Annotated in this window: 27 protein-coding genes and 1 pseudogene; 15 read left to right on the plus strand and 13 right to left on the minus strand. The window is 37.6% G+C overall.

The features are described 5' to 3' along the window. Positions 1-4: 4 nt before the first annotated feature. Positions 5-463 carry a hypothetical protein gene (locus BQ3481_RS02690; RefSeq protein ID WP_157926858.1) on the minus strand — a complete coding sequence of 153 codons (459 nt, stop codon included), beginning with the start codon at positions 461-463 and terminating at the stop codon, positions 5-7. Between the two features lie 314 nt (positions 464-777). Beyond that, the gene (locus BQ3481_RS11835; protein WP_255408330.1) at positions 778-903 is read right to left on the minus strand and encodes a hypothetical protein; all 126 of its coding nucleotides are present in this window, start codon (positions 901-903) and stop codon (positions 778-780) included. 337 nt (positions 904-1,240) lie between these two features. On the opposite strand from BQ3481_RS11835, the gene BQ3481_RS02695 reads away from it, so the two are divergent. Next, positions 1,241-1,510 (plus strand): Lrp/AsnC ligand binding domain-containing protein, encoded by a 270-nt coding sequence (locus tag BQ3481_RS02695; RefSeq protein ID WP_231911842.1) that lies wholly within the window; start codon positions 1,241-1,243, stop codon positions 1,508-1,510. A gap of 72 nt (positions 1,511-1,582) precedes the next feature. Beyond that, entirely contained in the window at positions 1,583-1,978 is a 396-nt protein-coding gene (locus BQ3481_RS02700) for a hypothetical protein (protein ID WP_231911843.1), read from the plus strand. Between the two features lie 582 nt (positions 1,979-2,560). Here the strand turns inward: BQ3481_RS02700 and BQ3481_RS02705 are convergent. Then, positions 2,561-3,220, minus strand: a complete 660-nt coding sequence (locus BQ3481_RS02705) for a hypothetical protein (protein ID WP_157926860.1) — start codon at positions 3,218-3,220, stop codon at positions 2,561-2,563. A 183-nt stretch (positions 3,221-3,403) separates the two neighbouring features. Here BQ3481_RS02705 and BQ3481_RS02710 point away from each other — a divergent pair, with 183 nt between their 5' ends. The 6 genes from BQ3481_RS02710 to BQ3481_RS02735 all read left to right on the plus strand — a co-directional run bounded on the left by BQ3481_RS02710 (position 3,404) and on the right by BQ3481_RS02735 (position 7,289). Continuing rightward, positions 3,404-3,571, plus strand: a complete 168-nt coding sequence (locus BQ3481_RS02710) for a hypothetical protein (protein ID WP_157926861.1) — start codon at positions 3,404-3,406, stop codon at positions 3,569-3,571. Positions 3,572-3,673: 102 nt separating this feature from the next. Next, complete coding sequence (gene egtB, locus BQ3481_RS02715) at positions 3,674-4,984, plus strand: ergothioneine biosynthesis protein EgtB (protein WP_157926862.1); 1,311 nt, start codon at positions 3,674-3,676, stop codon at positions 4,982-4,984. Then, positions 4,981-6,006: an L-histidine N(alpha)-methyltransferase gene (egtD, locus tag BQ3481_RS02720; RefSeq protein ID WP_231911844.1), complete on the plus strand. Its 1,026-nt coding sequence runs from the start codon at positions 4,981-4,983 to the stop codon at positions 6,004-6,006. Before egtB ends, egtD begins: the two co-directional genes overlap by 4 nt. Then, positions 6,003-6,263, plus strand: a complete 261-nt coding sequence (locus BQ3481_RS02725; protein ID WP_157926863.1) for a UBP-type zinc finger domain-containing protein — start codon at positions 6,003-6,005, stop codon at positions 6,261-6,263. The genes egtD and BQ3481_RS02725 overlap by 4 nt, the downstream gene beginning before the upstream one ends. 157 nt (positions 6,264-6,420) lie before the next feature. After that, positions 6,421-6,795, plus strand: coding sequence for a hypothetical protein (locus BQ3481_RS02730; protein WP_157926864.1), 375 nt, complete (start codon positions 6,421-6,423; stop codon positions 6,793-6,795). Between the two features lie 86 nt (positions 6,796-6,881). Further along, positions 6,882-7,289, plus strand: coding sequence for an EVE domain-containing protein (locus tag BQ3481_RS02735; RefSeq protein ID WP_157926865.1), 408 nt, complete (start codon positions 6,882-6,884; stop codon positions 7,287-7,289). A gap of 165 nt (positions 7,290-7,454) precedes the next feature. Here BQ3481_RS02735 and BQ3481_RS02740 read toward each other — a convergent pair whose 3' ends face one another. Both BQ3481_RS02740 and BQ3481_RS02745 read right to left on the minus strand, forming a co-directional pair. Next, on the minus strand, positions 7,455-9,251 hold the full coding sequence (locus tag BQ3481_RS02740) for a thiamine pyrophosphate-dependent enzyme (protein WP_157926866.1): 1,797 nt from the start codon (positions 9,249-9,251) through the stop codon (positions 7,455-7,457). A 48-nt stretch (positions 9,252-9,299) separates the two neighbouring features. Then, positions 9,300-9,470: a pentapeptide repeat-containing protein gene (locus tag BQ3481_RS02745; protein ID WP_231911893.1), complete on the minus strand. Its 171-nt coding sequence runs from the start codon at positions 9,468-9,470 to the stop codon at positions 9,300-9,302. A gap of 37 nt (positions 9,471-9,507) precedes the next feature. Between BQ3481_RS02745 and BQ3481_RS02750 the strand changes: the two genes are divergently transcribed. Together BQ3481_RS02750 and BQ3481_RS02755 are read left to right on the plus strand one after the other, a co-directional pair. Further along, positions 9,508-9,762, plus strand: coding sequence for a hypothetical protein (locus BQ3481_RS02750; RefSeq protein WP_157926868.1), 255 nt, complete (start codon positions 9,508-9,510; stop codon positions 9,760-9,762). A gap of 177 nt (positions 9,763-9,939) precedes the next feature. After that, positions 9,940-11,082 carry a 3-hydroxyacyl-CoA dehydrogenase family protein gene (locus BQ3481_RS02755; protein ID WP_157926869.1) on the plus strand — a complete coding sequence of 381 codons (1,143 nt, stop codon included), beginning with the start codon at positions 9,940-9,942 and terminating at the stop codon, positions 11,080-11,082. On the opposite strand, the gene BQ3481_RS02760 is transcribed toward BQ3481_RS02755, so the two are convergent. Continuing rightward, entirely contained in the window at positions 11,069-11,581 is a 513-nt protein-coding gene (locus tag BQ3481_RS02760) for a TIGR00725 family protein (protein ID WP_157926870.1), read from the minus strand. The genes BQ3481_RS02755 and BQ3481_RS02760 overlap by 14 nt on opposite strands. Before the next feature lie 469 nt (positions 11,582-12,050). Beyond that, positions 12,051-13,190, minus strand: a pseudogene (locus BQ3481_RS02765) (fructose 1,6-bisphosphatase); the annotation flags it as partial. Between the two features lie 144 nt (positions 13,191-13,334). On the opposite strand from BQ3481_RS02765, the gene tuf reads away from it, so the two are divergent. The 3 genes from tuf to BQ3481_RS02780 are packed head-to-tail and all read left to right on the plus strand — an operon-like array spanning position 13,335 to position 15,165. Then, positions 13,335-14,645, plus strand: coding sequence for a translation elongation factor EF-1 subunit alpha (gene tuf / locus BQ3481_RS02770; protein ID WP_157926871.1), 1,311 nt, complete (start codon positions 13,335-13,337; stop codon positions 14,643-14,645). An 8-nt stretch (positions 14,646-14,653) separates the two neighbouring features. Beyond that, on the plus strand, positions 14,654-14,962 hold the full coding sequence (gene rpsJ / locus BQ3481_RS02775; RefSeq protein ID WP_148693870.1) for a 30S ribosomal protein S10: 309 nt from the start codon (positions 14,654-14,656) through the stop codon (positions 14,960-14,962). A gap of 8 nt (positions 14,963-14,970) precedes the next feature. Continuing rightward, positions 14,971-15,165 carry an RNA polymerase Rbp10 gene (locus BQ3481_RS02780; protein ID WP_157926872.1) on the plus strand — a complete coding sequence of 65 codons (195 nt, stop codon included), beginning with the start codon at positions 14,971-14,973 and terminating at the stop codon, positions 15,163-15,165. On the opposite strand, the gene BQ3481_RS11945 is transcribed toward BQ3481_RS02780, so the two are convergent. The 5 genes from BQ3481_RS11945 to BQ3481_RS02800 form a co-directional block, all read right to left on the minus strand. After that, positions 15,162-15,362 carry a C2H2-type zinc finger protein gene (locus BQ3481_RS11945; protein ID WP_157926873.1) on the minus strand — a complete coding sequence of 67 codons (201 nt, stop codon included), beginning with the start codon at positions 15,360-15,362 and terminating at the stop codon, positions 15,162-15,164. The two genes, BQ3481_RS02780 and BQ3481_RS11945, sit on opposite strands and share 4 nt — an antisense overlap. Further along, on the minus strand, positions 15,363-15,773 hold the full coding sequence (locus tag BQ3481_RS02790; protein ID WP_157926874.1) for a hypothetical protein: 411 nt from the start codon (positions 15,771-15,773) through the stop codon (positions 15,363-15,365). Between the two features lie 72 nt (positions 15,774-15,845). Beyond that, positions 15,846-15,968, minus strand: a complete 123-nt coding sequence (locus BQ3481_RS11840) for a hypothetical protein (RefSeq protein WP_255408331.1) — start codon at positions 15,966-15,968, stop codon at positions 15,846-15,848. 74 nt (positions 15,969-16,042) lie between these two features. Beyond that, positions 16,043-17,437, minus strand: coding sequence for a hydroxymethylglutaryl-CoA synthase family protein (locus BQ3481_RS02795; protein ID WP_157926875.1), 1,395 nt, complete (start codon positions 17,435-17,437; stop codon positions 16,043-16,045). Between the two features lie 102 nt (positions 17,438-17,539). Continuing rightward, entirely contained in the window at positions 17,540-18,265 is a 726-nt protein-coding gene (locus BQ3481_RS02800) for a DsbA family protein (protein ID WP_231911845.1), read from the minus strand. A gap of 80 nt (positions 18,266-18,345) precedes the next feature. On the opposite strand from BQ3481_RS02800, the gene BQ3481_RS02805 reads away from it, so the two are divergent. Both BQ3481_RS02805 and BQ3481_RS02810 read left to right on the plus strand, forming a co-directional pair. Beyond that, the gene (locus tag BQ3481_RS02805) at positions 18,346-19,401 is read left to right on the plus strand and encodes a type II glyceraldehyde-3-phosphate dehydrogenase (protein WP_157926876.1); all 1,056 of its coding nucleotides are present in this window, start codon (positions 18,346-18,348) and stop codon (positions 19,399-19,401) included. Between the two features lie 183 nt (positions 19,402-19,584). Further along, positions 19,585-20,844: a hemolysin family protein gene (locus BQ3481_RS02810; RefSeq protein WP_320410703.1), complete on the plus strand. Its 1,260-nt coding sequence runs from the start codon at positions 19,585-19,587 to the stop codon at positions 20,842-20,844. On the opposite strand, the gene thrC is transcribed toward BQ3481_RS02810, so the two are convergent. Beyond that, the gene (gene thrC, locus BQ3481_RS02815; RefSeq protein ID WP_157926877.1) at positions 20,841-22,172 is read right to left on the minus strand and encodes a threonine synthase; all 1,332 of its coding nucleotides are present in this window, start codon (positions 22,170-22,172) and stop codon (positions 20,841-20,843) included. The genes BQ3481_RS02810 and thrC overlap by 4 nt on opposite strands. Positions 22,173-22,207 lie beyond the last annotated feature (35 nt).

Below are 22,207 nucleotides of genomic sequence, written 5' to 3' on the forward strand. Positions count from 1 at the left end.
AGTATCACTTTTGAAGATTATCTATTGTAATGTGTCGTATCTTGTCTTTTAGCTCTTGAATCCGAATACCATATCGGGATATTTCATTTTGTGGTAGATATCTTTCTTTTTCAAATTTTTTCACATGAGACTCACATATCCAGAGAAACTCAAGATCGTAAGATATGGAATCATGGGAATTGTTCTCTTCGATGGCTCCAGGGTACTCCTTTTCAAATTTTATCATTTCAGGTAGATGTTCTACATTGTTTTTCACTAGACTCAGGAATGAATCAAGTTCCTGTTTCAAGGCACTGTTATCGCGAATCTGCTGAGTCCAGACAAGTTTTGTCTTATCATGATATACTAGTTCTTGATTTGACAGGTCAATACCAAATGTGTCCAATACATCTCTTGTTATTTCCTCCCTGACACTTTCTGACATTTTTATCAGTCTGGCGGTAGCATCGTTTTTTAGTTTCACATTTAGAGTTTTAGCTGTACTGTGATACTATACTATGTGCAAATAATGTAACAAATTGGTTTAGAGATTGTCTAGTGATGTGATAAAAAATAAAGAAAAAAGGGTTTTGTAGGATTATGATCTGATGTTGCCCGAGTTTCCAATCGTACATGGAGCAAATGTTCCATTGAGCACCGCAATATATCTTCTAATTATATCGCCAAACGATGATTCATTTTGTACCCGCGTCAGGATTCTGGGTCTAGTGCACCTTGTGGTGTTGCAAATAGGCCATCAAACTTTTTGATTGCATAAAATGAACCGTATACAAGCTTTCACACTTTTAGGTGATCATTGAGATAATCGTGCCCAACAGTACCCACTCCGGAATCTTCATCATTTTGTACAAGATGTGAAACGTCTGGAATTTGTTTGACTCCCTTTGTATGTGAGTCTGCCAAAAAGCTTTGGCTTGGACAGATATTTCGTTTTCCATGAAAAACATCATTATCGGTTTTGAATGGTTTTAGTTTCTCATCTTTGTCAGAGAACGCGTTTGCAACATAGCTTGATCCAGCAGGATAGTTTTATGCCATAACTGACAGTATCAAGATACCATCTATGCAAATGCACGTAGAGTTCTATTCATTATGATCAATACTGGCAGTGTCATATTTAGACATGATCGAAAATTTTTACGGTCAATTTACCACTGATAATTTTCCTTGAAATGACATGTGACCGAAAAACAGCTCAAAAATTTATCATGGTTTTTTCAAAAGATATTTAACGTCTAGGATGGCATTGCAGAACGTGATTACATACATTCTTGCAACATGTATACCTGGAAATGAAAAAGAAGTCATACAAAAAATAAAGGAATTGCCAAACATAGTCGAGGTGAATGGAATAATGGGCAAATATGATATTTTTGTCAAGATTCAAGCATCTGATGTAACAAAGGTTGATTCAACAATAGGCAAGGTAAGAAGTGTTCCGCATGTTACTAGTACCGTATCAATATCTGCGATTTATGGTCAGGGCGGAACAATAGACTATGAAAAGTAGTTCAAATCTTAATTCTTAATTTTGTGACTAGATACTGGCAAAGATTATCTATAATGGTCACTTAATTATTACATGGTGAAAGTGGTTGAAGTTACAGACTCGGAAAGAATTGACAGAGTCCCTGATAAGACAGTCGTATTATTATCCGGTGGAAAATTTTTGGAACGTGGCCATGTAGTGCAAAATATTGCATTAAATCTATACATTCAAAGAAAAAATGAAAAACTTGGACCATATTCACTGATCACTGCACTTGTAGAGACTGACAAGGGAATAATAGAAATGACATATGATGAGGGTTATAGAGGTGAAAATGCAATCGAAGAGGCTGCTGCATTTCTTACATCTCATATTGGCATTTCAGCACTGATACTGAGATCTATTATTCAGCTTGATCAGTCTATGAATAAAAATAACCTAGTTGTAATAGAACAAAATGATCAGGGGGATAAGTTTTACGAAATTTGAACGAAAACCTATTGCAATTACCCCGACTTGTGCAGTGTGCGGAAAATTTGTCAAAGATCACACTCAGGAACAGACAAAATCCTGTACAGATGAGAGACGTAAATGCCATGTAAAAACTAGCGGCTCTACATGATACCTATTTGATGACACATGTGATCCCGTCTCATCTGTACGTATGCTAGTGTTAAAAAAGATGACATAACTTGTTGCATCACTTCATTAATCAATACGTGATTAATTTAAAGCACCTCATGATATGGCAAAGTTGTCACATGTTATAACAAAAACAATACCGGGTAGTGAAAGAAAATCTAAGAATTCATTTTTTTGTAGCATATTGTACACTAGGTCAGCAAACTTGTTTCAAAAAAGACTGTTTTTGACATCTGTTGACTAGGAGTCTTTTGTCCATTTTTCTATGTCAAAGCCAAGACAGTTTCCAGCGAACTCTTTTAACATTATGATCCTGCAAATCTGCTCTTGTAGTTCTGAATGTTCTGCAAATTTTTGTCTGCAAATAGGGCATCTGGCATTTTTGAGCAATAGTGTCAATGTGTTAAAACAGTTTATTGAAATTTTCCCTTACAGGTCAAGTTCACTTGCATCTTGTAGTTTTCCAGTTAATTCAAGATAGGTATACGGGTCTAACTGTTTTGCAAAACCTTTGTCTATGTTTATCAGATATATCGAATGCAGATGAGCATTTAGGATGTCTTCTGGTTCAATTGGCGGATTTTTATAAAACCTGTCTACTAGTAATTTTATCTTTTGGACTTCTTCTGACTTTCTATCCTTTGGAGGTTTCAAGAATAATTTCGGGACTGGCAAAATCCCAACAACTGGTGTAGCTAGTGCAAACTTGGAACAATGTTTACTATATCTTGCAATCTTACTTGATATTCTTGCGACATAATAATCAATAGTATCTAGTGCATGGTCTGGCGGTGTAAACCCTGTTTCTATTTCTAAAATAAGTGTACCATCTCCTTTTGTTGCAAACACATCACAGACTAGAATGTTTGAGAGTTGCTTTTCAACATCTACGGCATAGCCACGAGATATCAAGTTTGAGGCACAGATTATCTCCAATACTGAATGATTGATCTTGACCACGTTTTTTTTGTACAACTCAATTAATCGTTCCCTTACAAAATTTGTCTTTGATTTTATTTCAGGCGTCTGATCACGAGTTAGTTTCTCAGTAACTGTATAGACATCTTCGGTGAATTTTTCTAAATCCAAAATCTACTATTTTAAATCCAACTAGGGGTTTAAGAGGATTATCTAATTGATATGAATACAATGCCGACTATTTACTGGATTTGGTAATTATTGCCGTATTTGTTCACGTATGACGTATGCCAAAAAATACTTTAGAATAATTGTATGGAATTGGTTTTATTCTAGGGTGATAATGGCATTCATATGATAAAACGACTAATGATTTTTCTGGTAAAAAAATGGTGTACACGTAGGGTTGTAAACAAAAAGAAGGGACTAGAACAAGCACATTATGAACCACTCATCATAGTAGATGACTGGATTTCTTTTGGCTATGTACGACACGGAGAATCCATCAGTGATTTACAATGACCGTGGTTACAAAAATAAAACTTGTACATGATGCAAAAGACCTAAATAAAATCAGGAAAAATTTGGAAGATCACTAATATAGTATTTTTTCATAATGTTATCATGACAGCGGCCCAAGAAAATCATGACATGATGTTTTTATCAGAACAGTTTAAAAAAACTCGCGCACAAACACTTGAGCTGGTAACGACACTTGAAAAAGAAGACTTTGTAGTACAGACTGCCACATTTATGAGCCCACCGAAATGGCATTTGGGACACGTAACATGGTTCTATGAGGTAATAATGAGTAAGATGAATCCAAGTTACGAATTTTATTCTCAAGAATATTCCAAGATCCTAAATTCATACTATCAGGCTCTTGGTACACCACACGAAAAGACAAGGCGTGGAATAATGTCAAGACCGACAGTTAATGAGACACTGCAATATTTTGACATTATAAACAAGCGGGTCGAAGAATTTTTGCAAAATCACATTGCAGACTATAATCTTGATTATATGTTCAATCTTGCATTTAATCACGAATGTCAACACCAGGAACTTTTAGTATATGACTTGCAACATTTACTTGCAAGTGCATACCGACCCGTAAAACACCATGTTGCCCCAAAACCGTTTTCTATTGAAAAAAATTCTGTCAAGATTTCTGGCGGACTGTACGATCTTGGGTATGGCGGAGATGATTTTTGTTATGACATTGAACTTCCAGAACATAAAACGTATCTGAACCAGTATAGTATCGATGTGTTCCCAATTACAAATGGAGATTATTTGAAATTCATGGACTCGGGAGGGTATGAAGATTTTAGATTTTGGCTTGCAGATGGATGGGATCAGGTCAAGAAAAATAATTGGAATGCACCTATGTATTGGGAGAAAGACGGTGACCTGTGGACAAGGCATGATTTCAGAGGCAAGGTGCCGATTAACCTCAACGAGCCTGTTTGTAACGTTTCATACTATGAAGCATATGCGTATTGCAAGTGGGCAGGAAAGAGATTGCCGACAGAGGCAGAATGGGAAAAAGCCGCTTCGTGGAATGAGCAAAAACAGAGAAAGACACTGTATCCATGGGGTAATGAACCCATATCTGAAAATCATGCAAACTTGTTAGAGTCATACATCTGGGGACCTGTTGAAATTGGTTCATATCCGTCTGGGAAAAGCCATTACGGAATACACCAGATGATGGGGGATGTTTGGGAATGGACAACTTCGGATTTTGTAGGCTATCCAGGATTCCAGTCTGGATTTGCAGAATATAATGACAAGTGGTTTTCAAATCAAAAGGTACTTCGTGGTTCTTCGTTTGCCACTCCTAGGTATCAAATCAAGAACAGTTATAGAAACTTTTTCAGGCCTGATGAGCGGTGGATGTTTGCAGGGTTTCGGTGTGTGGAAGACATATGATTAGAAAGCAGCAGATGGAGATTGATAATTATGAAAAAGTTGCAGTAACTCCACGGTTTTGCTACTTTAAACCAAAAGTTATGACAAACTCTACCATGGCTCAAGAAATAGCATTTAGCTTGTCACAGAAAAAGAAGTTTATCTCATCCAAGTTTTTCTACGATGATGTAGGCTCAGAGACCTTTGAAAAAATATGCGATTTGCCGGAATACTACCTTACAAGAACCGAGTTTGAAATACTAGATGAAATAAAATCTGATCTGTCAGAATATCTTGCAGACAACTTTGCTCTGGTAGAACTTGGAAGTGGTTCGTCTGTCAAGACACGTAAACTTTTGGAAATTTTGACGTGTAAACAAAAAGATGTAGAGTATTACCCAGTTGATATTTCAGACATCCTAAAGGACAGCTCAATTAATCTGCACGATGAATATGAGAATCTGAAGATAACTGGAATAATTGATAATTATGAAACCGGGCTTGAATTTATCAGGACGTTAGATCACACAAAAAAACTTGTTGCATTTTTGGGATCTAGTATGGGAAACTTTAGCCCAAAAGAGGGAATGGAGTTTTTAGAAAAAATCCATGAGTCTATGAGTGTTGGCGACATGTTGTTACTTGGCCTTGACTTGGTAAAGGATGTAAAAATACTAGAATCGGCATACAATGATTCCTCGGGTATCACAGCAGATTTCAATTGTAATCTCTTGTTACGTTTGAACAAGGAATTTGGTGCAAACTTTGACTTGACAAAGTTCAAACATGTGGCAGTCTTTAATAAAAAACACAGGAGAATCGAAATGTATCTAAAATCACTTACAAAACAGCATGTCTTTATGCCTGTCATTGATTTGTTTTTGAAATTCAAAAAAGACGAATTGATTCATACGGAATACTCTCACAAGTACACCACATCACAAATCAAAAAGATGACAAAAAGGACTGGATTCAGGCTTGTGCACATGTGGAATGACAAGAAAAATTATTTTACCATGGCGCTATTTGCAGTTGAGAAATGACTGACAAAAAATGTGTGCACTATGACGGCGTACCAAATACCGTTTCTCAAAATACTGAGGGATGCGAAGAGTGTGAAAAAGGGGGCACCGATTGGGTGGCACTACGTCTTTGTTTATCATGTGGTCATGTAGGATGTTGTGATTCATCCCCTGGAATGCATGCAACAAGTCATTTTAAAAAAACTGGACATCCGGTAATGGTTGCACTGCCAAACTATGCTTGGAAATGGTGTTATGTACACAAGGCATACTCTTGATTATTTTCACATCCATCTAACATGATGGTGATAAGATGTAATGTCAGAGGATATGATGAAATCAATTGTGATTTAGTATAAAATGGTTGTTTTCAGATGATTCCCAAGTTTTGCCATTTCATACTTGAAATAATCATGCCACATTGACTGGTCATGAATGGATACAACAAACATATTGTCAACCATGCCATTATATCATGATAGTATGACGTACGTTGACTGTGCAGGTGATGACACAGTGGCACAAGAACTTGAAACTTATCTCAAGAGTCATGGTTTTAGTGCAAAGGCAGACAAATCCATGATAGTGGTAAATGAAAATGACATAGATCATATTCTAGTTCATTTTCTCAAGGAGACAAACAGACTAGATTACAAGATACGCAAGATAGATTCTGAAAATCTACTCCTGTCTAAAGAAGTACAGCTAGAAGATTTTGGCTTTTTCAGGTGTGAGATGTGCGGGTATGCATTATCCAGTCAGGAAGAGTTACTGGTTCACCGAAGAGCACATGGTATCCAGTTGTTGTAATTAAAAACACGGATCAAAACATTATCTCTTAACTATAACCACATTGCCGAGAAAAATCTATAAAATTAGAAATTTGTATAAAATCAATGAATTATTGGCTTTTAAAACAAGAACCGACTGTATACAATTTTGACAGACTAGCAAAGGAAAAAAAGACAGTCTGGGATGGTGTTCATAACAACTTGGCATTAAAACACATGCGCAGTGTGAAAAAGGGTGACAAGGCGATTTTTTATCATACAGGTGATGAGAAACAAGCAGTTGGAATAGTAGATATCATGACAAATCCATATCCGAATCCAAAAGAGTCTGACAAACGGTTCATAGTGTTTGATGTAAAGGCATCAGACAAGCTCAAGAGGCCTGTTACTCTGGATGAGATCAAAAATGATATGAAATTCAAAGACTGGGAACTTGTCAGAAACTCTCGTCTTTCTGCAATGCCTGTACCAAAGGTTTTGTGGGATGAAATAATGAAAAAATCAAAGAGCTAATCTTTTTACCAAAATCTTCCATGTGCTGATAAACTACAGAATATTTTTTTAATTGCAAGTGTTATGCAAAAATTCCACTAGTTTGTCATCTGGCTTAATTTTGGAGTATACAATCTGACATGCATAGTAAAATTTTATGTACAAATGCAGAAAATATACTTGCACCTAATTGTCTTTTTTGTCATCAGGGTGAATCTTTCTTAATGTTTCATGTATCTGATTCCTAAAGATTGTTAGCCCTATCCTCTTTGCATATGGTTCACCTTTTGCAAAAGATTTTGTCATCTTGCTTACTAATTTAATGTCCATCTTTGGCGGCATAGGTGGTTCAAAGGGATCTACGTATGCCTCTATTATGGTTGGTGCATTTTGTGACATTGCTTCATGCATTACTTTCTTAATCTCGTGGGGTTTTTTTATTGAATACCCTTTTCCACCACATGCCTCTGCGAACTTGACAAAATCAATTGGAGAAAATTCTACACCATATTCAGGATTCCCAAGAAATGCCAATTGCTCCCACCTGATCATTCCAAGAATATTATTTTTTATGATGATGACTTTAATCGGTAGATTATATTTCACTGCAGTAGCAAATTCTCCCATCAACATTGTAAATCCTCCGTCCCCCACAAAAGCTACAGATTGCCTGTCAGGAAATGCAATTTGAGATGCTATTGCATATGGCAAACCACATGCCATTGTTGAAAGAGTTCCAGAAAGGGAAAATTTCATTCCTTCTCTGATATTGATGTAACGTGCTGCCCAGATGGTATTAGTTCCACTGTCTACTGAAATTATCGCATTATCTTCCAATTCATCTGAGACTGCTGTTGCAATTAACTGTGGTTTTATTGGTTCAGCCAGAGGATCTGAAGAATGAATGAGACTATTCCATTTCTTCATGGACACTTGTTTTGATTTTAGAAACTTGTCATCTTTTTGATGTAGTAATGGCAATATCTTGTCAAGAGTACGTTTTGCATCGCCGACAAGACCAACTTCTACTGGGTATCTGAGCCCGATTTTTTCAGGAAATAAATCAATTTGAACTCCTCTTGCATTTCCGGGCTTTGGAAGATACTCCATGTATGGAAATGAGGTTCCGATCATCAACAAGGTGTCCGCTTCATCCATTGCATCACTTGCAGGTTCAGTGCCAAGTAACCCAAGACCTCCTATGCTGTACATATTATCGTCAGGTATGACTGCCTTGCCAAGAAGTGCTTTGACTACAGGTGCTGAAAGTTTTTTTGCAACTTCAATTACTTGATCTCCTGCACCAAGGGCTCCTTGTCCTACTAACAAAACTATTTTATTGCCTGCGTTCAAAATCTCTGCCGCCTTTTCAAGTAAAACCATATCGGGAATTCTTGCTGCTGTTGTTGGAGAAAGAAGGTGAGCAGTATGGCCTCCAACATTATGTCTGGTGTATCTGCCTTCAAGTTTTCTCTCTTGTGTATCTATTGGAATGGTTATGTGACTTACACCCCTTAGTGCCAATGCACTTCTACATGCAATATCAATTACAGACTCGACATGTTCTGGACTGTTGATCATATTGTTGTAAATTGTAACATCTGAAAATAGTTGTAACAGATTTACATCTTGTTGATATTTTGTTCCCATCGTATCAGAATATGTGTTTCCTGTAATTGCAAGTACTGGAACGCCATCCGCTTTTGCATCATATAATCCAGTTAGCAGATGAGTTGCACCTGGTCCTGATGTAGCTACACAGACTCCAAGTTTGCCCGTATATTTGGCATATGCACATGCCATAAAGGCAGCTGATTCTTCATGTCTTACTAGAATGAATTTTATCTTATCTTGATGACGTCTCAATGCTTCAATTACCCCGTTGATTCCATCTCCCGGTAATCCGAAAATTACCTCTACTCCCCACCTGAGTAGACCTTCAACAATTATGTCTGATGTTTTGAGCCGGTCATATTTTGTCATACAGTAAACGACTCGTACTCGGATAAGAATATTCTTTAGATTATCAAATCATCTAGAATGCAAACCGCATGCTTTTTCCAATTTTGCAACCCTCCTGCCCGTATTTTGTAAATCTGTATCTGAGAGGTTTGCGTTAATAACTACGATATTGTCAAGATCTGCATTTTTAAGATTAGTATCAGTTAGACTAACTCCTACATGTTTGATGTTTTTAGGCACTAACAAGATTTTTTATCAAGGCCAAGTAATAACAACTATGAGTGAACTGTCAAGTGATGACAAATTAGTACTCCTTCAGCATGCCATTTCAAAATATGAGGATGAAAACACTCTACTTGAAAAATTAAAGGCAGTATTACCTCAGAAGGACATTGATAGAGGCATCGCAACACTGATTGGGACACAAAGAGTACGAAGAATTGGCCCTGATGTATTACAGAATAACATCAGTCACATTGGTGAGTTGCCAGAAATCCCTACACATATCAAAGAAATTATAGATGGTCTATAGTTCAAACTTTTTAATATTTCCAGCATCTGCTTTTCAAATATGAATATCTCATGAACAGAACTGTTCAGACAATACACAAGATAGTTTTTCAAGTTAAATATTTAAATGCAAATTGCATTTCTTACATGTACTACAATGTCGAAAACTTACAAATAGATGTGATTCAAACCAGTACACATGATAATAAAAAATATTACAGTTTTGGGTTCTGGTATAATGGGTCATGGGATTGCCCAAGTTTCTGCAATGGCAGGATACAACGTAGTTCTTAGAGATATTGAAAAACAATTTCTTGATAAAGCAATGGAAAAGATCAAGTGGTCACTTGACAAACTAGTGTCGAAACAAAAAATTACGGAAGATCAGGGAAAAGAAATTCTTGCAAGAATTATGCCGATAGTAGATTTGGCTGAGGCATTAAAAGACTGTGATTTGATGATTGAAGTAGTACCTGAAATAATGGATTTGAAGAAAAAAGTTTATTCCGAAGTTGATAAAGTTGCGCAACAAAAGACAATGTTTGCATCAAACACCAGTACTTTACCTATAACTGAGATTGCAAGCACGACATCTAGGCCAGAAAGATTCATCGGGATTCATTTCTTCAACCCGCCGCAATTGATGAAACTAGTTGAAGTTATTCCAGGACAAAAGACATCGAAAGATCTAGTAGATACAACAATTAATTTTGTAAAATCAGTCGCAAAGGAACCAGTCTTGTGTAAAAAAGATGTGCCTGGGTTTATTGTAAACAGATTGTTCATTCCATTAGTCCACGAAGCTGCCTACGCCATGGATAGGACAGGTGCAACAAAAGAAGAGATTGATTCTGCAGTGAAATTTTCTCTTCATTTTCCAATGGGAATATTTGAACTTGCTGACTTTACTGGCATGGATGTGATCTACAAAGCTACACTTGAGATGCATTCACGTGACAAAAAAGTAGTCCATCCACATCCGTTGATTGAAAAATTATACAACGAAAAGAAACTAGGACAGAAAAGCGGTGAAGGTTTTTACAAGTATTCTGGAGACAAGTATGAAAGAATAAATCTGACAGAAGATATGGCAAAGAAATTCAACCCTATACAATTGCTAGGAAACATACTAAACAACGCTGCATGGCTTGTTACAAACCAGGCAAGTGATGTTCCAGAAATTGAAAAAGCGTTGTCACTTGGAATGGGACTCAAAAAACCATTGTTTGATACCGCAAAACAATTTGGTATGCAAAACATTGTACATGAATTACAAAAACTGGCAAAAGAAAACAAGTTCTATGAGCCAGACCAGTATTTGTTATCATTCAAACAGAATTAATTTTTTCAAGAAGTACCTTGACTGCTTCTTTTGGTGATGATACACCTGTTATCAAGACGTTTTTTCTGTGATCAAGATATGTATCCGCATACTTTTCTGCAATGCCACCACTGTTTTTTATCGCAACAATTGGTTTGTTGTGCATATATGCTGCACATGTCTCAGATAATGTCCCAGCTCCTCCACCGATTATTATGACCCCGTCCCCAGAAAGCGCATTTAGAAAATCCCTTGCCAAACCCATCCCACTTGGAATGACAATATCACAATATTCATTTGCAGGAGAAGGTTCGTTTTGTGGAATAATTCCTACTGTGATACCTCCTCCATCTTTTGCACCGTGAGATGCAGCCTTCATTACTCCTTCCAATCCGCCCGTAATTAGGACAGCTCCTGATTTTGCAACTTCCATGCCTGTCTCATATGCAATTTTTTCAGTCTTAGGGGTAATTCCGTTCTGATTATGACCTATGATCAAAATTTGTATTTTCTTTGTCATTGAAATACCATAAAAAAACAGATAATAAAAATTGTATTTTATAAAAATGAAAAGAGAACTGGAGAGAAAATACCTAGGATGATGTACTAGTCTCTGTCTTTGGTGTCTCAGTTGTTGAAATCGTGCTTTCTGTTGGTTTTATTGTAGCAACAGTTTCAGTTTTCTTTTTTCGTGGTGCACGTGGTTTCTTTACCTTGACTTCTGTAGATGGTTTTATAGTTTTTTCAGTAGATGGTACGGTCTGTGGCTTTGATTGCTGTTTTTGTTGTGGGTGTTGTCCCTGCTGTGGTTTCTGACCTGATCTTTGTCCTTGAGGTCTCTGACCATGTTGTGGAGGTCTCTGACCTTGAGGTCTTTGTTGTCCCTGTTGTGGTCTGTTACCCTGTTGTGGTCTGTTACCCTGTTGTGGTCTGTTACCCTGTTGTGGTCTGTTACCCTGTTGTGGTCTGTTACCCTGTTTATTTCCAGAATTTTGCTTTTGTCCATGTTTTGTATTCTGTAACGATCCTGGAATTGGTCTCATCCTACTCCACAAGACACTCATTCTTGCCTTGTAGCCCACCCCGTATTCCAATTCGTCTGGAACTAAAGTTGCAGGATGAACAAACCCTTGACTTCTAATTGCAACAGCTCGTCTCATCGCTACATTTCTAACATAATCCCAGTCTTCAGTTCCGAATCCATCTATAGGACCTGTCAAAATTCCATTATGCATTGAAAATACAAGTGCTGATACTATTGGAATGGCATAGTTGATGCTTGCGGGAGAATTGATTTTCACTGGCATCAATGGCATGTGATGACTACCTCGGGTATTTCCTGCTACTAGATGAGGATTGTTAAATGCAGATCCTGCCTCTTCTGTTGCCGGAAAATCTTTCTGGGTTCGCACTATGCAAATTGGATCGTCTTTTCCAACATAGGTTCCCGCAATATTATGCAGCCTATCAGTAGATGCTGCCAATATTGGTTGATTATCCTTGGTAGTTACAGTGGATATGACATATCTTCCTGGATACATTAGAGCTGCTTCCAATGTGGGTTTGTCTTGCCACATTTCCAATGTAGCTACTTTACCCTTTTCTACATCCATTACTGAAATTCTAACACCTCTTGCCAAATTCTGGTTTACAATCAAACCCGTATTGGATAGGGCATCAACAAACATTCTGTAGAATGGATAGTTGAATGCTCCGGGTTCCGTTTTATCTGCTGCATAAATCGTAAATGCTTCATTAGGTCTTTCATCAAATGTCATCTCTGCAACGCCTGGCCCCATGCCTTTTACATTTCCAGAAAATGAATCCTTCAGCAAGTCTTGGCCTGCGCCGTAAAGTCCTTCACTTTTTGCTACGCGAGTTGCAGCCTCAAATGCGCGCCATGCTAGTCCATGGACTTGAGAATTATTAACGCCTTTAGTGTGAGTCATAACAATATGTATGTCATCTCCACAATACCCAATGTAGGAATCAATCAAGAGTCCTTTACCGTCTTTTCTTACTTGTGGCTTTACAAGATTTTTTACAGCGTTTAGTAGACCATCGCTTGGTCTTGTATGTCCGCCGATTCCGCCAACATCAGCTTTGATTACTGTTACTGTGATTTTCATTATTCATTGTGATGAAATAGTTCGATTTATACCATGTGAAAAAATTTGATCATGATGATCGAGTCAGAAAATAATTCAATTTTTGACCGGAAAAAAATCAAAAAATGAAAATGCTAATAAAGCCCTTCTCAAGTAACATCCAACATGAGCACTGCAGCATCAAGAAAACCTCACTTGAACATGATTGTCGTAGGACATATTGATAACGGAAAATCTACAACCATGGGTCACTTTTTAATGGAACTAGGATTAGTAGATGAAAGAACAATTGCAGCACATGCAGCCGAATCCGAGAAGACCGGAAAAGGTGACACTTTCAAATATGCATGGGTCATGGACAATATCAAAGATGAAAGAGAAAGAGGTATCACTATAGATTTAGCATTTCAGAAATTTGAATCGCCAAAGTACTTCTTTACATTAATTGACGCACCAGGTCATAGAGACTTTATCAAAAACATGATTACAGGAGCCTCAGAGGCAGACTGTGCAGTTCTAGTCTTATCTGCCAAAGAAGGTGAAACCGATACTGCAACCGCACCAGGTGGACAAGCAAGAGAACATGCTTTCTTACTTAGAACATTAGGTGTAGGACAATTAGTAGTAGCAATTAACAAAATGGATGACAGTAATTTCTCAGAAGCTGCATACAAAGTAGCCAAGGAAAAGGCAGAGAAATTATTAAAGTCAGTAGGTTACAAACTCGACAAGGTCGCAATCATCCCTGTGTCAGGTTGGAAAGGAGACAACTTGGTCAAGAAATCAGCAAATATGCCATGGTGGACAGGCAAAACACTATTTGAAGCATTTGACGACTTTACAATGCCTGACAAACCCACAGGTAAACCACTTAGAATTCCAATACAAGACGTATATACAATCACAGGTGTTGGTACCGTCCCAGTAGGACGTGTTGAAACAGGTGTTGCAAAACCTGGTCAGAAGATCATCGTCATGCCATCAGGTGCGGTGGGCGAAATCAAATCTATTGAAACACATCATACAGAAATGCCATCTGCAGAACCAGGTGATAACATTGGATTCAATTTGAGAGGTATTGAAAAGAAAGACATCCACCGAGGAGACGTCATCGGAACATCTGACAATCCACCAAACGTAGCAAAAGAATTCAGAGCACAAATCATAGTTATTCATCATCCAACAGCAATTGCACCCGGATATACACCAGTAATGCATGCACATACTGCTCAGGTTGCAGCAACAATAGTCGCTTTTGAAGCAAAAATAAATCCACAATCTGGTGCGATTGAGGAAGAGAATCCCAAATTCTTGAAAGCCGGAGATTCAGCAATTGTCAGAATAAAACCAGTTAGACCGTTGTGTATTGAGACATTCGGAGAATTTCCAGAAATGGGAAGATTTGCTCTCAGAGACATGGGTGCAACAATTGCAGCAGGAATTGTTAAAGAGATAACTGAGAAATACACCAAATAGGGACTTGAATGACCCAGACAGCCCGAATCAAATTGACAAGTACTAGTCTTTTAAGGCTAGATGGGGTATGTACTGAAATCAAAGGTATAGGTGAAAAGACAGGTGTCAAAGTAAAAGGTCCGACACCATTGCCAGTAAAAACATTAAACGTTGTTACACGAAAATCGCCATGTGGTCAAGGCACAAACACATATGAAAAATGGGAAATGCGAATACACAGACGAGTCATAGACCTTGGTGCAGACGACAGAGCAATAAGACAACTCATGAGAATTAAAATTCCAAACGATGTATATATCGAACTTACTTTGAAATAGTGATAAAAATGTCTGAACCAATTCAAGAAATACCTGCAGAAGAAAAACCTACTAGCTTTAGTGTTTTTTACTCATGCATGCGTTGTGGAACTCAAGTATCACAATCCGAACTTACAAGATTACCAGAAATAAAATGTATTTGTGGTTTTAGAGTATTTACAAAGGTCAGACCACCAGTAGTAAAAACAATCAAGGCATTCTAGACATCTCTAGTCCCATTATAGCTGTGGGCGCGTTGCATGTGTGTTCTCATCTCTTCCATGCTTGAAAAAAACTTGTTACATTCTTTACAATCGTAATGCTTGTCACAATGATGCAACTGCTGGTGTAACATCAAGTATTCCTGCTGTCTAAATTTTGTACCGCATAAATCACACTTGAATTTTTTAAAAATATTCATCTAGCCCAACTTTGCCTTGTGAGAGTCCCAACATTCCCGACACAGTTGTCCGTCAAGCACCCATTTTTTTTTGGGTGTGTACCTTATCATGCCAAGTTTTTTTCCACATGTTTGGCAATTTGACCTCTGACTCTTGTAGGTAAGATCTTTTTTATCAAAACAAGGCTTGCATAATAACCCCGTCATGTCCCACTGGTATCGTGGCTCCCACAAATCAGGAACGTCTTTTTCTATTCCACATATGACACATTTCTGTCTCAGGCTCTGTTCGTAGAACTTTTTCATCTGGGAAACATAGCAATCTCCACACAGTGAGCCCTCTATCTTCCACTCACTCTTTGGCTTATTCTTGTGGGCAGACTCTTTCTTACAAATGGTGCAGATGATGGGTTTTCGTGAAAACAAGTTCATGGTATTGAATATCACTAAATACATTAAATAGTTATCATAAAGGAAAGGAATTGAGAACGCTAGTTCTCGGATTTATTGTTCCAATGCTTCTTCTAGAAGCTGGCCTGCGTTTAACATTCCCTTTTGCTTTGCAATCTGTTCAATTTTTGCATATTGTTCAGATGTAAAACAAACTGGCATTGAACGGTCTTTCATGAATATCCACAGTCTTTGTGATTTTATATCCTTTTTGTTGATTTGCTTTGATCGTCAAGATCGATTTGTGTAACCTATTCGTTAAACACGTACTTGCGCTGACCACGTAATTCTGGACTACTCCCTACTCCCACCAACACAAATTCTTTTTTCCCATCCAAAATGTTTTGGGTTGGACTCAGCTTGCTTTCATGAATCTGTTCATATTCTTCAAGAGATATTTTTCTCCTATCTCCTATTTCTGCTTCTAGATTCATGTTTTTGACAATTTCCTTATATCTATCCATTATAACTCCGCTGAAGACCATTGCACTACTACCGCTTCCGTACGAGCCAAATCCAAATCTCTTTCCCTCAAGATCGGTGCCCTTTTGGAATTCAAATTCCAGACAACTTCTAAAGCCCATGTATAATGAGGCAGTGTAAAGATTTCCTACCATGCTTGATGCAATAAGTGAACTTGCAAGTTTGGAATCATATGCTTCTTGGAATTCCTCAGTCATTGTAAATCGTTTCGTAAATTCGTGGTCTTTTTGCATGAATTCCTCGTCTGCAAGTATTGATTCTATTGTTCCACGTGGATCCTTTGGAATTGGTTCCTGCATTCCCATTTTTTCTACAATCCCTTTCCAGCGCGGTAAGCTTCTCCATTCATGTCTTAGCAAGTATGTCAAAGCTTTCTTACCCATGTTGCTGTATGGAAGATGCATGTTTACAAAATCAATATAATCGAGAATTGTTTCTCCATCCTTTAATTTTATTATTCCAGTAGATAGCGCTTTTTCTTTGTATGCCATTAATGCCTTTTTCACCTGTATCATGTAAAGCAAGTTGGAATATTGACCGTTTACAATTGGTGTCTCTTTTCCAAATGGCCTGTAGAAATCATATTCATTTTTAATAGAAGTTGATGTAACCTTTGGATCAAAAGTCATCAGTCTAGGATTATCATTTAGAAGCATGGCAACAGCACCTGCACCCTGGGTATATTCTCCGCTTGAACCAAGATCATATTTTGCAATATCTGATACTACAACGATGGCAGACTTGCCCTCTGCTTCTCCAGCTCTTACCCAATTGGCATTGTCGTACAAAGCATAAGAACCGCTAACACATGCAAACTTGCATTCAATTCCACCGCAATGCCCAAATGAATCATTACCATATACCTGCTCCAGCATGCCAATTACGTATGAGTTCATCGCTTTTGATTCATCAAGTGCAGATTCTGTTGCAACATAGAGTCTACCAACGTCTTTTGGTGAAATTTTGTTTCTTTCCATTATTCTCATGCAGGCATTTGCAGCCATGCATGCTGGATCTTGATTAGTATCTACGATAGCCATTTTTGATACACCAAGACCTCTTTGTAGCTTGTCGGGGTCCATACCACGAGCTTTTGCAAAGTCTCTTGCGTCTACAAACAATCTTGGAATGTAGATGGCAATGTCATCTATGCCTGCGGCCAATAGCTTCAGCTTTCTAATTGCAGATATAAGGATTATGAGAATCTACTTTGATCTCAAAGAGTAATAATTTTTATCATATTATTACAAAATATGTGAAATCTCTTACGATTTTAGCTTGGATTTGAATAATTCATCAAACACGTTAAAGGGCTGGGCTCCAACAATTTTTGTCACAGTCTTGTCTGGCGCTATGATGAAAAAGTCAGGGGTTCCAGTCAATCCGAGATCCTTGGCGTTTGAAAGACTGCCTTGGACAGTTGAAATATATCTGGACTGGGACATGCACTGCCCAAATTGAGTGTCATTCAACCCAACATCATTTGCAAACTTTAACAGATTGCTTGATGATGCCCATCCGGTATTTTCTCCGGCCCAGTTATTGTATAGTGTATCATGATACTCCCAAAACTTGCCTTGTTCTTGTGCACAATGTGCGGCATGTGCTGCATTCACTGAGTCTTGACCAATTATAACAAAGTCCTTGAAGACCATGCGTACTTTTCCAGTGTCTATGTAGTTTTTAACGATATCAGGCTCGATTGTATGATAAAACCGGTTACAATAAAAGCACTGATAGTCTCCGAATTCAATCATGGTAATCGGTGCATTATTTGAACCAAGCACTGGAGATGTATTGTCTGTCAGCAGGTTCATTGCTACTTTCGAAGATGATGCATCATTTTGTAATGTAGCATTATCAAGGGAAATAGTTTGTGTACTAGTTAATGCCATATGATTTGGAAAGACTTGCCCGAATAAAGAAATCATGATTATAATGATAACAGTTGCACCGATCCCAATTCCTATTGATGGTAGATGAACCTTCAAGAATTTGATTTAGGTCTACAGATTATTTAGTTCTTGGCAAGTGTGCAACCAAATAAATAGGATTTTCCCTCAGAAATGACATGAAAAAGGTTTTTGTCAATGGGTATGGTTCTATTGGTAGCAGAATAACCCAGTTCATATCTGGTGACAAGGATATAGAGGTAATTGGGGTTGGCAAGTATTCTCCTGACGACAAGATTGCGGATGCAATATCTAGAGGATTTCATGTCTATGTCCCAAAGGAAAAAACTGGTGTTTTTAAAAACTATGAGATATCTGGGACGATTGAAGACATCATATCTAAAAGTGATCTAGTAATAGACGCCTCCCCGGGTGGTGTTGGATATAAAAATAAAAAAATATTGTATGAACCAAAAAATGTTAATGCGATTTTTCAAGGCGGCGAAAAAATTGGCGGAGAGGAATCTGTTGCAAACCTAATATTCAACTCTCGTGTAAATTATGAAAAAGCATTTGATGCAAAATACGTGATGCAAGGAAGTTGCAACGTTACTGGAATGGGACGAATACTCCAGCCTCTCAAGGAAAAATATGGAAAAAAGATCAAGCGATTTGATGCTACATTACTGAGAAGATGGGCAGACCTTGAGGATTCGAAGACCCAAGTGAAAGACTCTGTTGAATGGACTAGAAAACCACATCACAATGATGATGTAAAAAGTTACATGGGTTCAGATACACCACTTTTCATTCGTGCTCTCAAAATTCCAACGAGACAAATGCATGTACACTTGATGGACATTCGTTTTGATTGTACCGCACCAAATTCGCAAGAAATTCTAGATCTATACAAAAATGAATATGGTGTTGCAACATTATATGATGCAAAAGGAACAAAGGATATTAGAGATTACGCAGAATCCATAAAATTTAGTTTTAAAGATACCAACATGATTCACATTCATGCAGATGTTATTGAAGTTCAAGATGATACTGTTAAACTGACCTACTCTGATGATCAGACTGGCATAGTAGTACCTGAAAACCATCTTTTAATGCAAGCAATGTTATTCAAGAGAAAAAGAGAAGATGCCTTCAAACATACTGAAGAGCTGTTTCACATGGAAGAAAAGAAAAAACTTTTGCAAGAACACTTTTCAAAGAAACGAGAATAATAATTTCACATGGAACAGTTTGTTATCAAAAACCCTTGATGATTAATGTGAACTTATAAAAGAGACAGTTCAAAAATGGTATACACACCAATTGTTTGAAATTCAATCATCACATTTATCAGTTAAAACACAGAATTTAACATCAATACAATGTGGAAGGCATTCACATCGAGGTAATTAATCGTGGATAGTGAGCTGATTTTAAAAATAATATTACTTGCATTATTAGTAGCTTTATCAGCCATTTTTAGTGGGGCTGAAATTGCATTAATTGCAACAAACAAGGCCAAAGTTAACCAACTGTTAAAAGAAAAAGCAAGAGGTTCATCTTCCCTTGCCAAATTGAAATCCAATCCTAACAGAATGCTTGCAACCATAAACCTTGGAACAGTATTGGCAAATGTAGGATCTTCTGCACTTGCCACGGAGGTTGCACTGAGTTTGTTTGGTAAAGGGGGTCTTGCAATGTCAATCGGAATAATGACTTTCATACTTTTAATCTTTGGTGAAAATGCCCCCAAATCTTACTGTAATGCAAATCCAGTTAAAGTGTCGCTTTGGATAAGTGGCATTACACTTACTTTTAGTTACATTTTTTATCCATTTGTCATATTATTTGAAAAAATCACACATGCAATACTTTGGATACTAAGAAGTCCTTATCACCCACCGCCAATTACAGAACAAGAAATTTACAATGTAATTGAACAAGGTCTAGAAGACAAGGCATTGAAAAAACATGAACGTGAATTGGTACACGGTGCGCTCAAGTTTGATGACATTGTAATACGTGCAGTCATGACTCCGAGAACAAAAATGTTCATGCTTCCAGCAAAGATGATTTTGTTTGATGCAATGCCTCTGATAAGTAAAAGTGGCTATTCAAGAATTCCGCTATACAAAGATACTACTGACCAAATTATAGGTATTTTACATGTACGAGACTTGTTAAAAAATTTAGAAAGGGATGAAAAAATAATTACTTTGGAATCTCTTTCCAGAAAACCAATTTTTGTATCGCAAGAACAGAGAATAAGCAAACTTCTCAGGGAGATGCAAGGTAGGCAGACCCATATGGCAATTGTAGTCGATGAGTTTGGAGGTGTAGAAGGTTGTGTTACACTTGAAGATCTATTGGAAGAGATCGTAGGTGAGATAATGGACGAAACGGACATGGAGGAACTCAATTTCAAGATGTTAGACAAGAATACAATGCTTGCAAGTGGAGATGTTGAGATTGATACAGTAAATGAAATATTAAAATCAGACATACCGCAGGGCGATGACTATTCTACACTGAACGGTTTATTGCATGACAAATTAAAGGACATCCCAAGGGTGGGGGACAGGTTGATAATAGAGTCTGTCAAGATGACTGTGGAAGAAGCAGTAAATAATCAGGCAAGTAGAATAAAAATAGAAAAGGTTTCAAGCAACAGCTAGGTTCGTGGCGGGATTGCAAACTTGTTTTGTGGATTCTTGTGGTAATCTACAGGGATACTAGAGTCTTTTTGTCGTCCTGTCAATATTCCTACGACGGTTTCATCTTTTTTGATTATTCCTTCACCGATTAATTTTCTTACGCCAGCTGGAACCGCGCCTGATGCCATTTCACAGTCAAACCCATTTAGGCCAACAAGTGCCATACCATCTAGCATCTCGGCATCAGATACCTGTGTTACAACCCCGTTTGTAAAGTCAAGCGCACGTAATCCCTTGAGAATATTGGCAGGTTTTGCAATCTGGATTGCAGTAGCTTTGGTCTTGGGCCTGATCTGGTTTGCATCCATATGTTCATAATACTTTTTAATTAAATCGGTATCAGGTTTTCCATTATTCCATCGCAATTCAGTATTTTCGAATTTACCGTTGTACAAAGTATACAAAGTATTTGCACCTTCAGAATTTACAATAGCAAGACGAGGTATTTTCTTTATCCACCCCCACTCGTACAACTCCATGAGTGCTTTGCCACAGCTTGACGTATTTCCCAGTGCGCCTCCTGGGTACACTATCCAGTCAGGTGGATTCCAGTCCAAAAATTCCAAGGCCCTAAATACAATTGTTTTTTGTCCCTCGATTCTAAATGGATTTACAGAATTTACTGTATACCCACCTACCTGTCCTGCCTGTTTTAGTGAAGCAGATAGTGCATCATCAAAATTTCCTTTGATTTCTACAACTTGAGCTCCAAACTGAAATGCCTGGCTAAGTTTTCCAGGCGCAACTTCTCCTGCGGGTATGTATACATCACAATCCATGTTTTCATTTGCAGCATACATTGCAGCAGATGCAGAAGTGTTACCAGTTGATGCGCATATTATTTTTTTAATTTTAACAAGTTTTGCATGTGTTACAGCAGTTGTCATACCATTATCTTTGAAGGAACCACTTGGATTGTATCCTTCAGGCTGCAGCCAGAAATTTTGTAGTCCAACATACTGCGATACACGTGACATGTGATATGGTTTTGAGAGCCTGCCTTCTGCACCGTCTAAAGATACAAGATATTTTGAGCATTGATCAATATCTTCAGTGTCAATCTGACAAAAATTCAAAAGCTCTCGAAAACGCCATACGCCGCTTTCATTGAAAATATTGTTTGCGTGATTTCTGCGTTTATAAAAAACTTCTTTTAATGAAATTGGTGGAATAGAACCATATTTGACATCAAGTAAGTGACCTTTATCACATTCAATTCTGGTATCAGTGACAGGGTACTGTAGACCACATGCCGGATCTATGCATTTTAGATATGCCTGTGACTGCATTATGCAAAAGTTAGTTGGTTCGTATTTAAATCTAA

The organism is Candidatus Nitrosotalea okcheonensis, assembly GCF_900177045.1.
In the GTDB taxonomy this organism is placed as follows: Archaea; Thermoproteota; Nitrososphaeria; order Nitrososphaerales; family Nitrosopumilaceae; genus Nitrosotalea; species Nitrosotalea okcheonensis.

Bases quoted from the DNA above. Each gene is read 5' to 3' on its own strand.
- BQ3481_RS02695 (WP_231911842.1), top strand. From the start codon at position 1,241: ATGGCATTGCAGAACGTGATTACATACATTCTTGCAACATGTATACCT.
- BQ3481_RS02700 (WP_231911843.1), top strand. From the start codon at position 1,583: ATGGTGAAAGTGGTTGAAGTTACAGACTCGGAAAGAATTGACAGAGTC.
- BQ3481_RS02710 (WP_157926861.1), top strand. From the start codon at position 3,404: ATGATAAAACGACTAATGATTTTTCTGGTAAAAAAATGGTGTACACGT.
- egtB (WP_157926862.1), top strand. From the start codon at position 3,674: ATGACAGCGGCCCAAGAAAATCATGACATGATGTTTTTATCAGAACAG.
- egtD (WP_231911844.1), top strand. From the start codon at position 4,981: ATGATTAGAAAGCAGCAGATGGAGATTGATAATTATGAAAAAGTTGCA.
- BQ3481_RS02725 (WP_157926863.1), top strand. From the start codon at position 6,003: ATGACTGACAAAAAATGTGTGCACTATGACGGCGTACCAAATACCGTT.
- BQ3481_RS02730 (WP_157926864.1), top strand. From the start codon at position 6,421: ATGGATACAACAAACATATTGTCAACCATGCCATTATATCATGATAGT.
- BQ3481_RS02735 (WP_157926865.1), top strand. From the start codon at position 6,882: ATGAATTATTGGCTTTTAAAACAAGAACCGACTGTATACAATTTTGAC.
- BQ3481_RS02740 (WP_157926866.1), bottom strand. From the start codon at position 9,251: ATGACAAAATATGACCGGCTCAAAACATCAGACATAATTGTTGAAGGT.
- BQ3481_RS02750 (WP_157926868.1), top strand. From the start codon at position 9,508: ATGAGTGAACTGTCAAGTGATGACAAATTAGTACTCCTTCAGCATGCC.
- BQ3481_RS02755 (WP_157926869.1), top strand. From the start codon at position 9,940: ATGATAATAAAAAATATTACAGTTTTGGGTTCTGGTATAATGGGTCAT.
- BQ3481_RS02760 (WP_157926870.1), bottom strand. From the start codon at position 11,581: ATGACAAAGAAAATACAAATTTTGATCATAGGTCATAATCAGAACGGA.
- tuf (WP_157926871.1), top strand. From the start codon at position 13,335: ATGAGCACTGCAGCATCAAGAAAACCTCACTTGAACATGATTGTCGTA.
- rpsJ (WP_148693870.1), top strand. From the start codon at position 14,654: ATGACCCAGACAGCCCGAATCAAATTGACAAGTACTAGTCTTTTAAGG.
- BQ3481_RS02780 (WP_157926872.1), top strand. From the start codon at position 14,971: ATGTCTGAACCAATTCAAGAAATACCTGCAGAAGAAAAACCTACTAGC.
- BQ3481_RS11945 (WP_157926873.1), bottom strand. From the start codon at position 15,362: ATGAATATTTTTAAAAAATTCAAGTGTGATTTATGCGGTACAAAATTT.
- BQ3481_RS02790 (WP_157926874.1), bottom strand. From the start codon at position 15,773: ATGAACTTGTTTTCACGAAAACCCATCATCTGCACCATTTGTAAGAAA.
- BQ3481_RS11840 (WP_255408331.1), bottom strand. From the start codon at position 15,968: ATGAAAGACCGTTCAATGCCAGTTTGTTTTACATCTGAACAATATGCA.
- BQ3481_RS02805 (WP_157926876.1), top strand. From the start codon at position 18,346: ATGAAAAAGGTTTTTGTCAATGGGTATGGTTCTATTGGTAGCAGAATA.
- thrC (WP_157926877.1), bottom strand. From the start codon at position 22,172: ATGCAGTCACAGGCATATCTAAAATGCATAGATCCGGCATGTGGTCTA.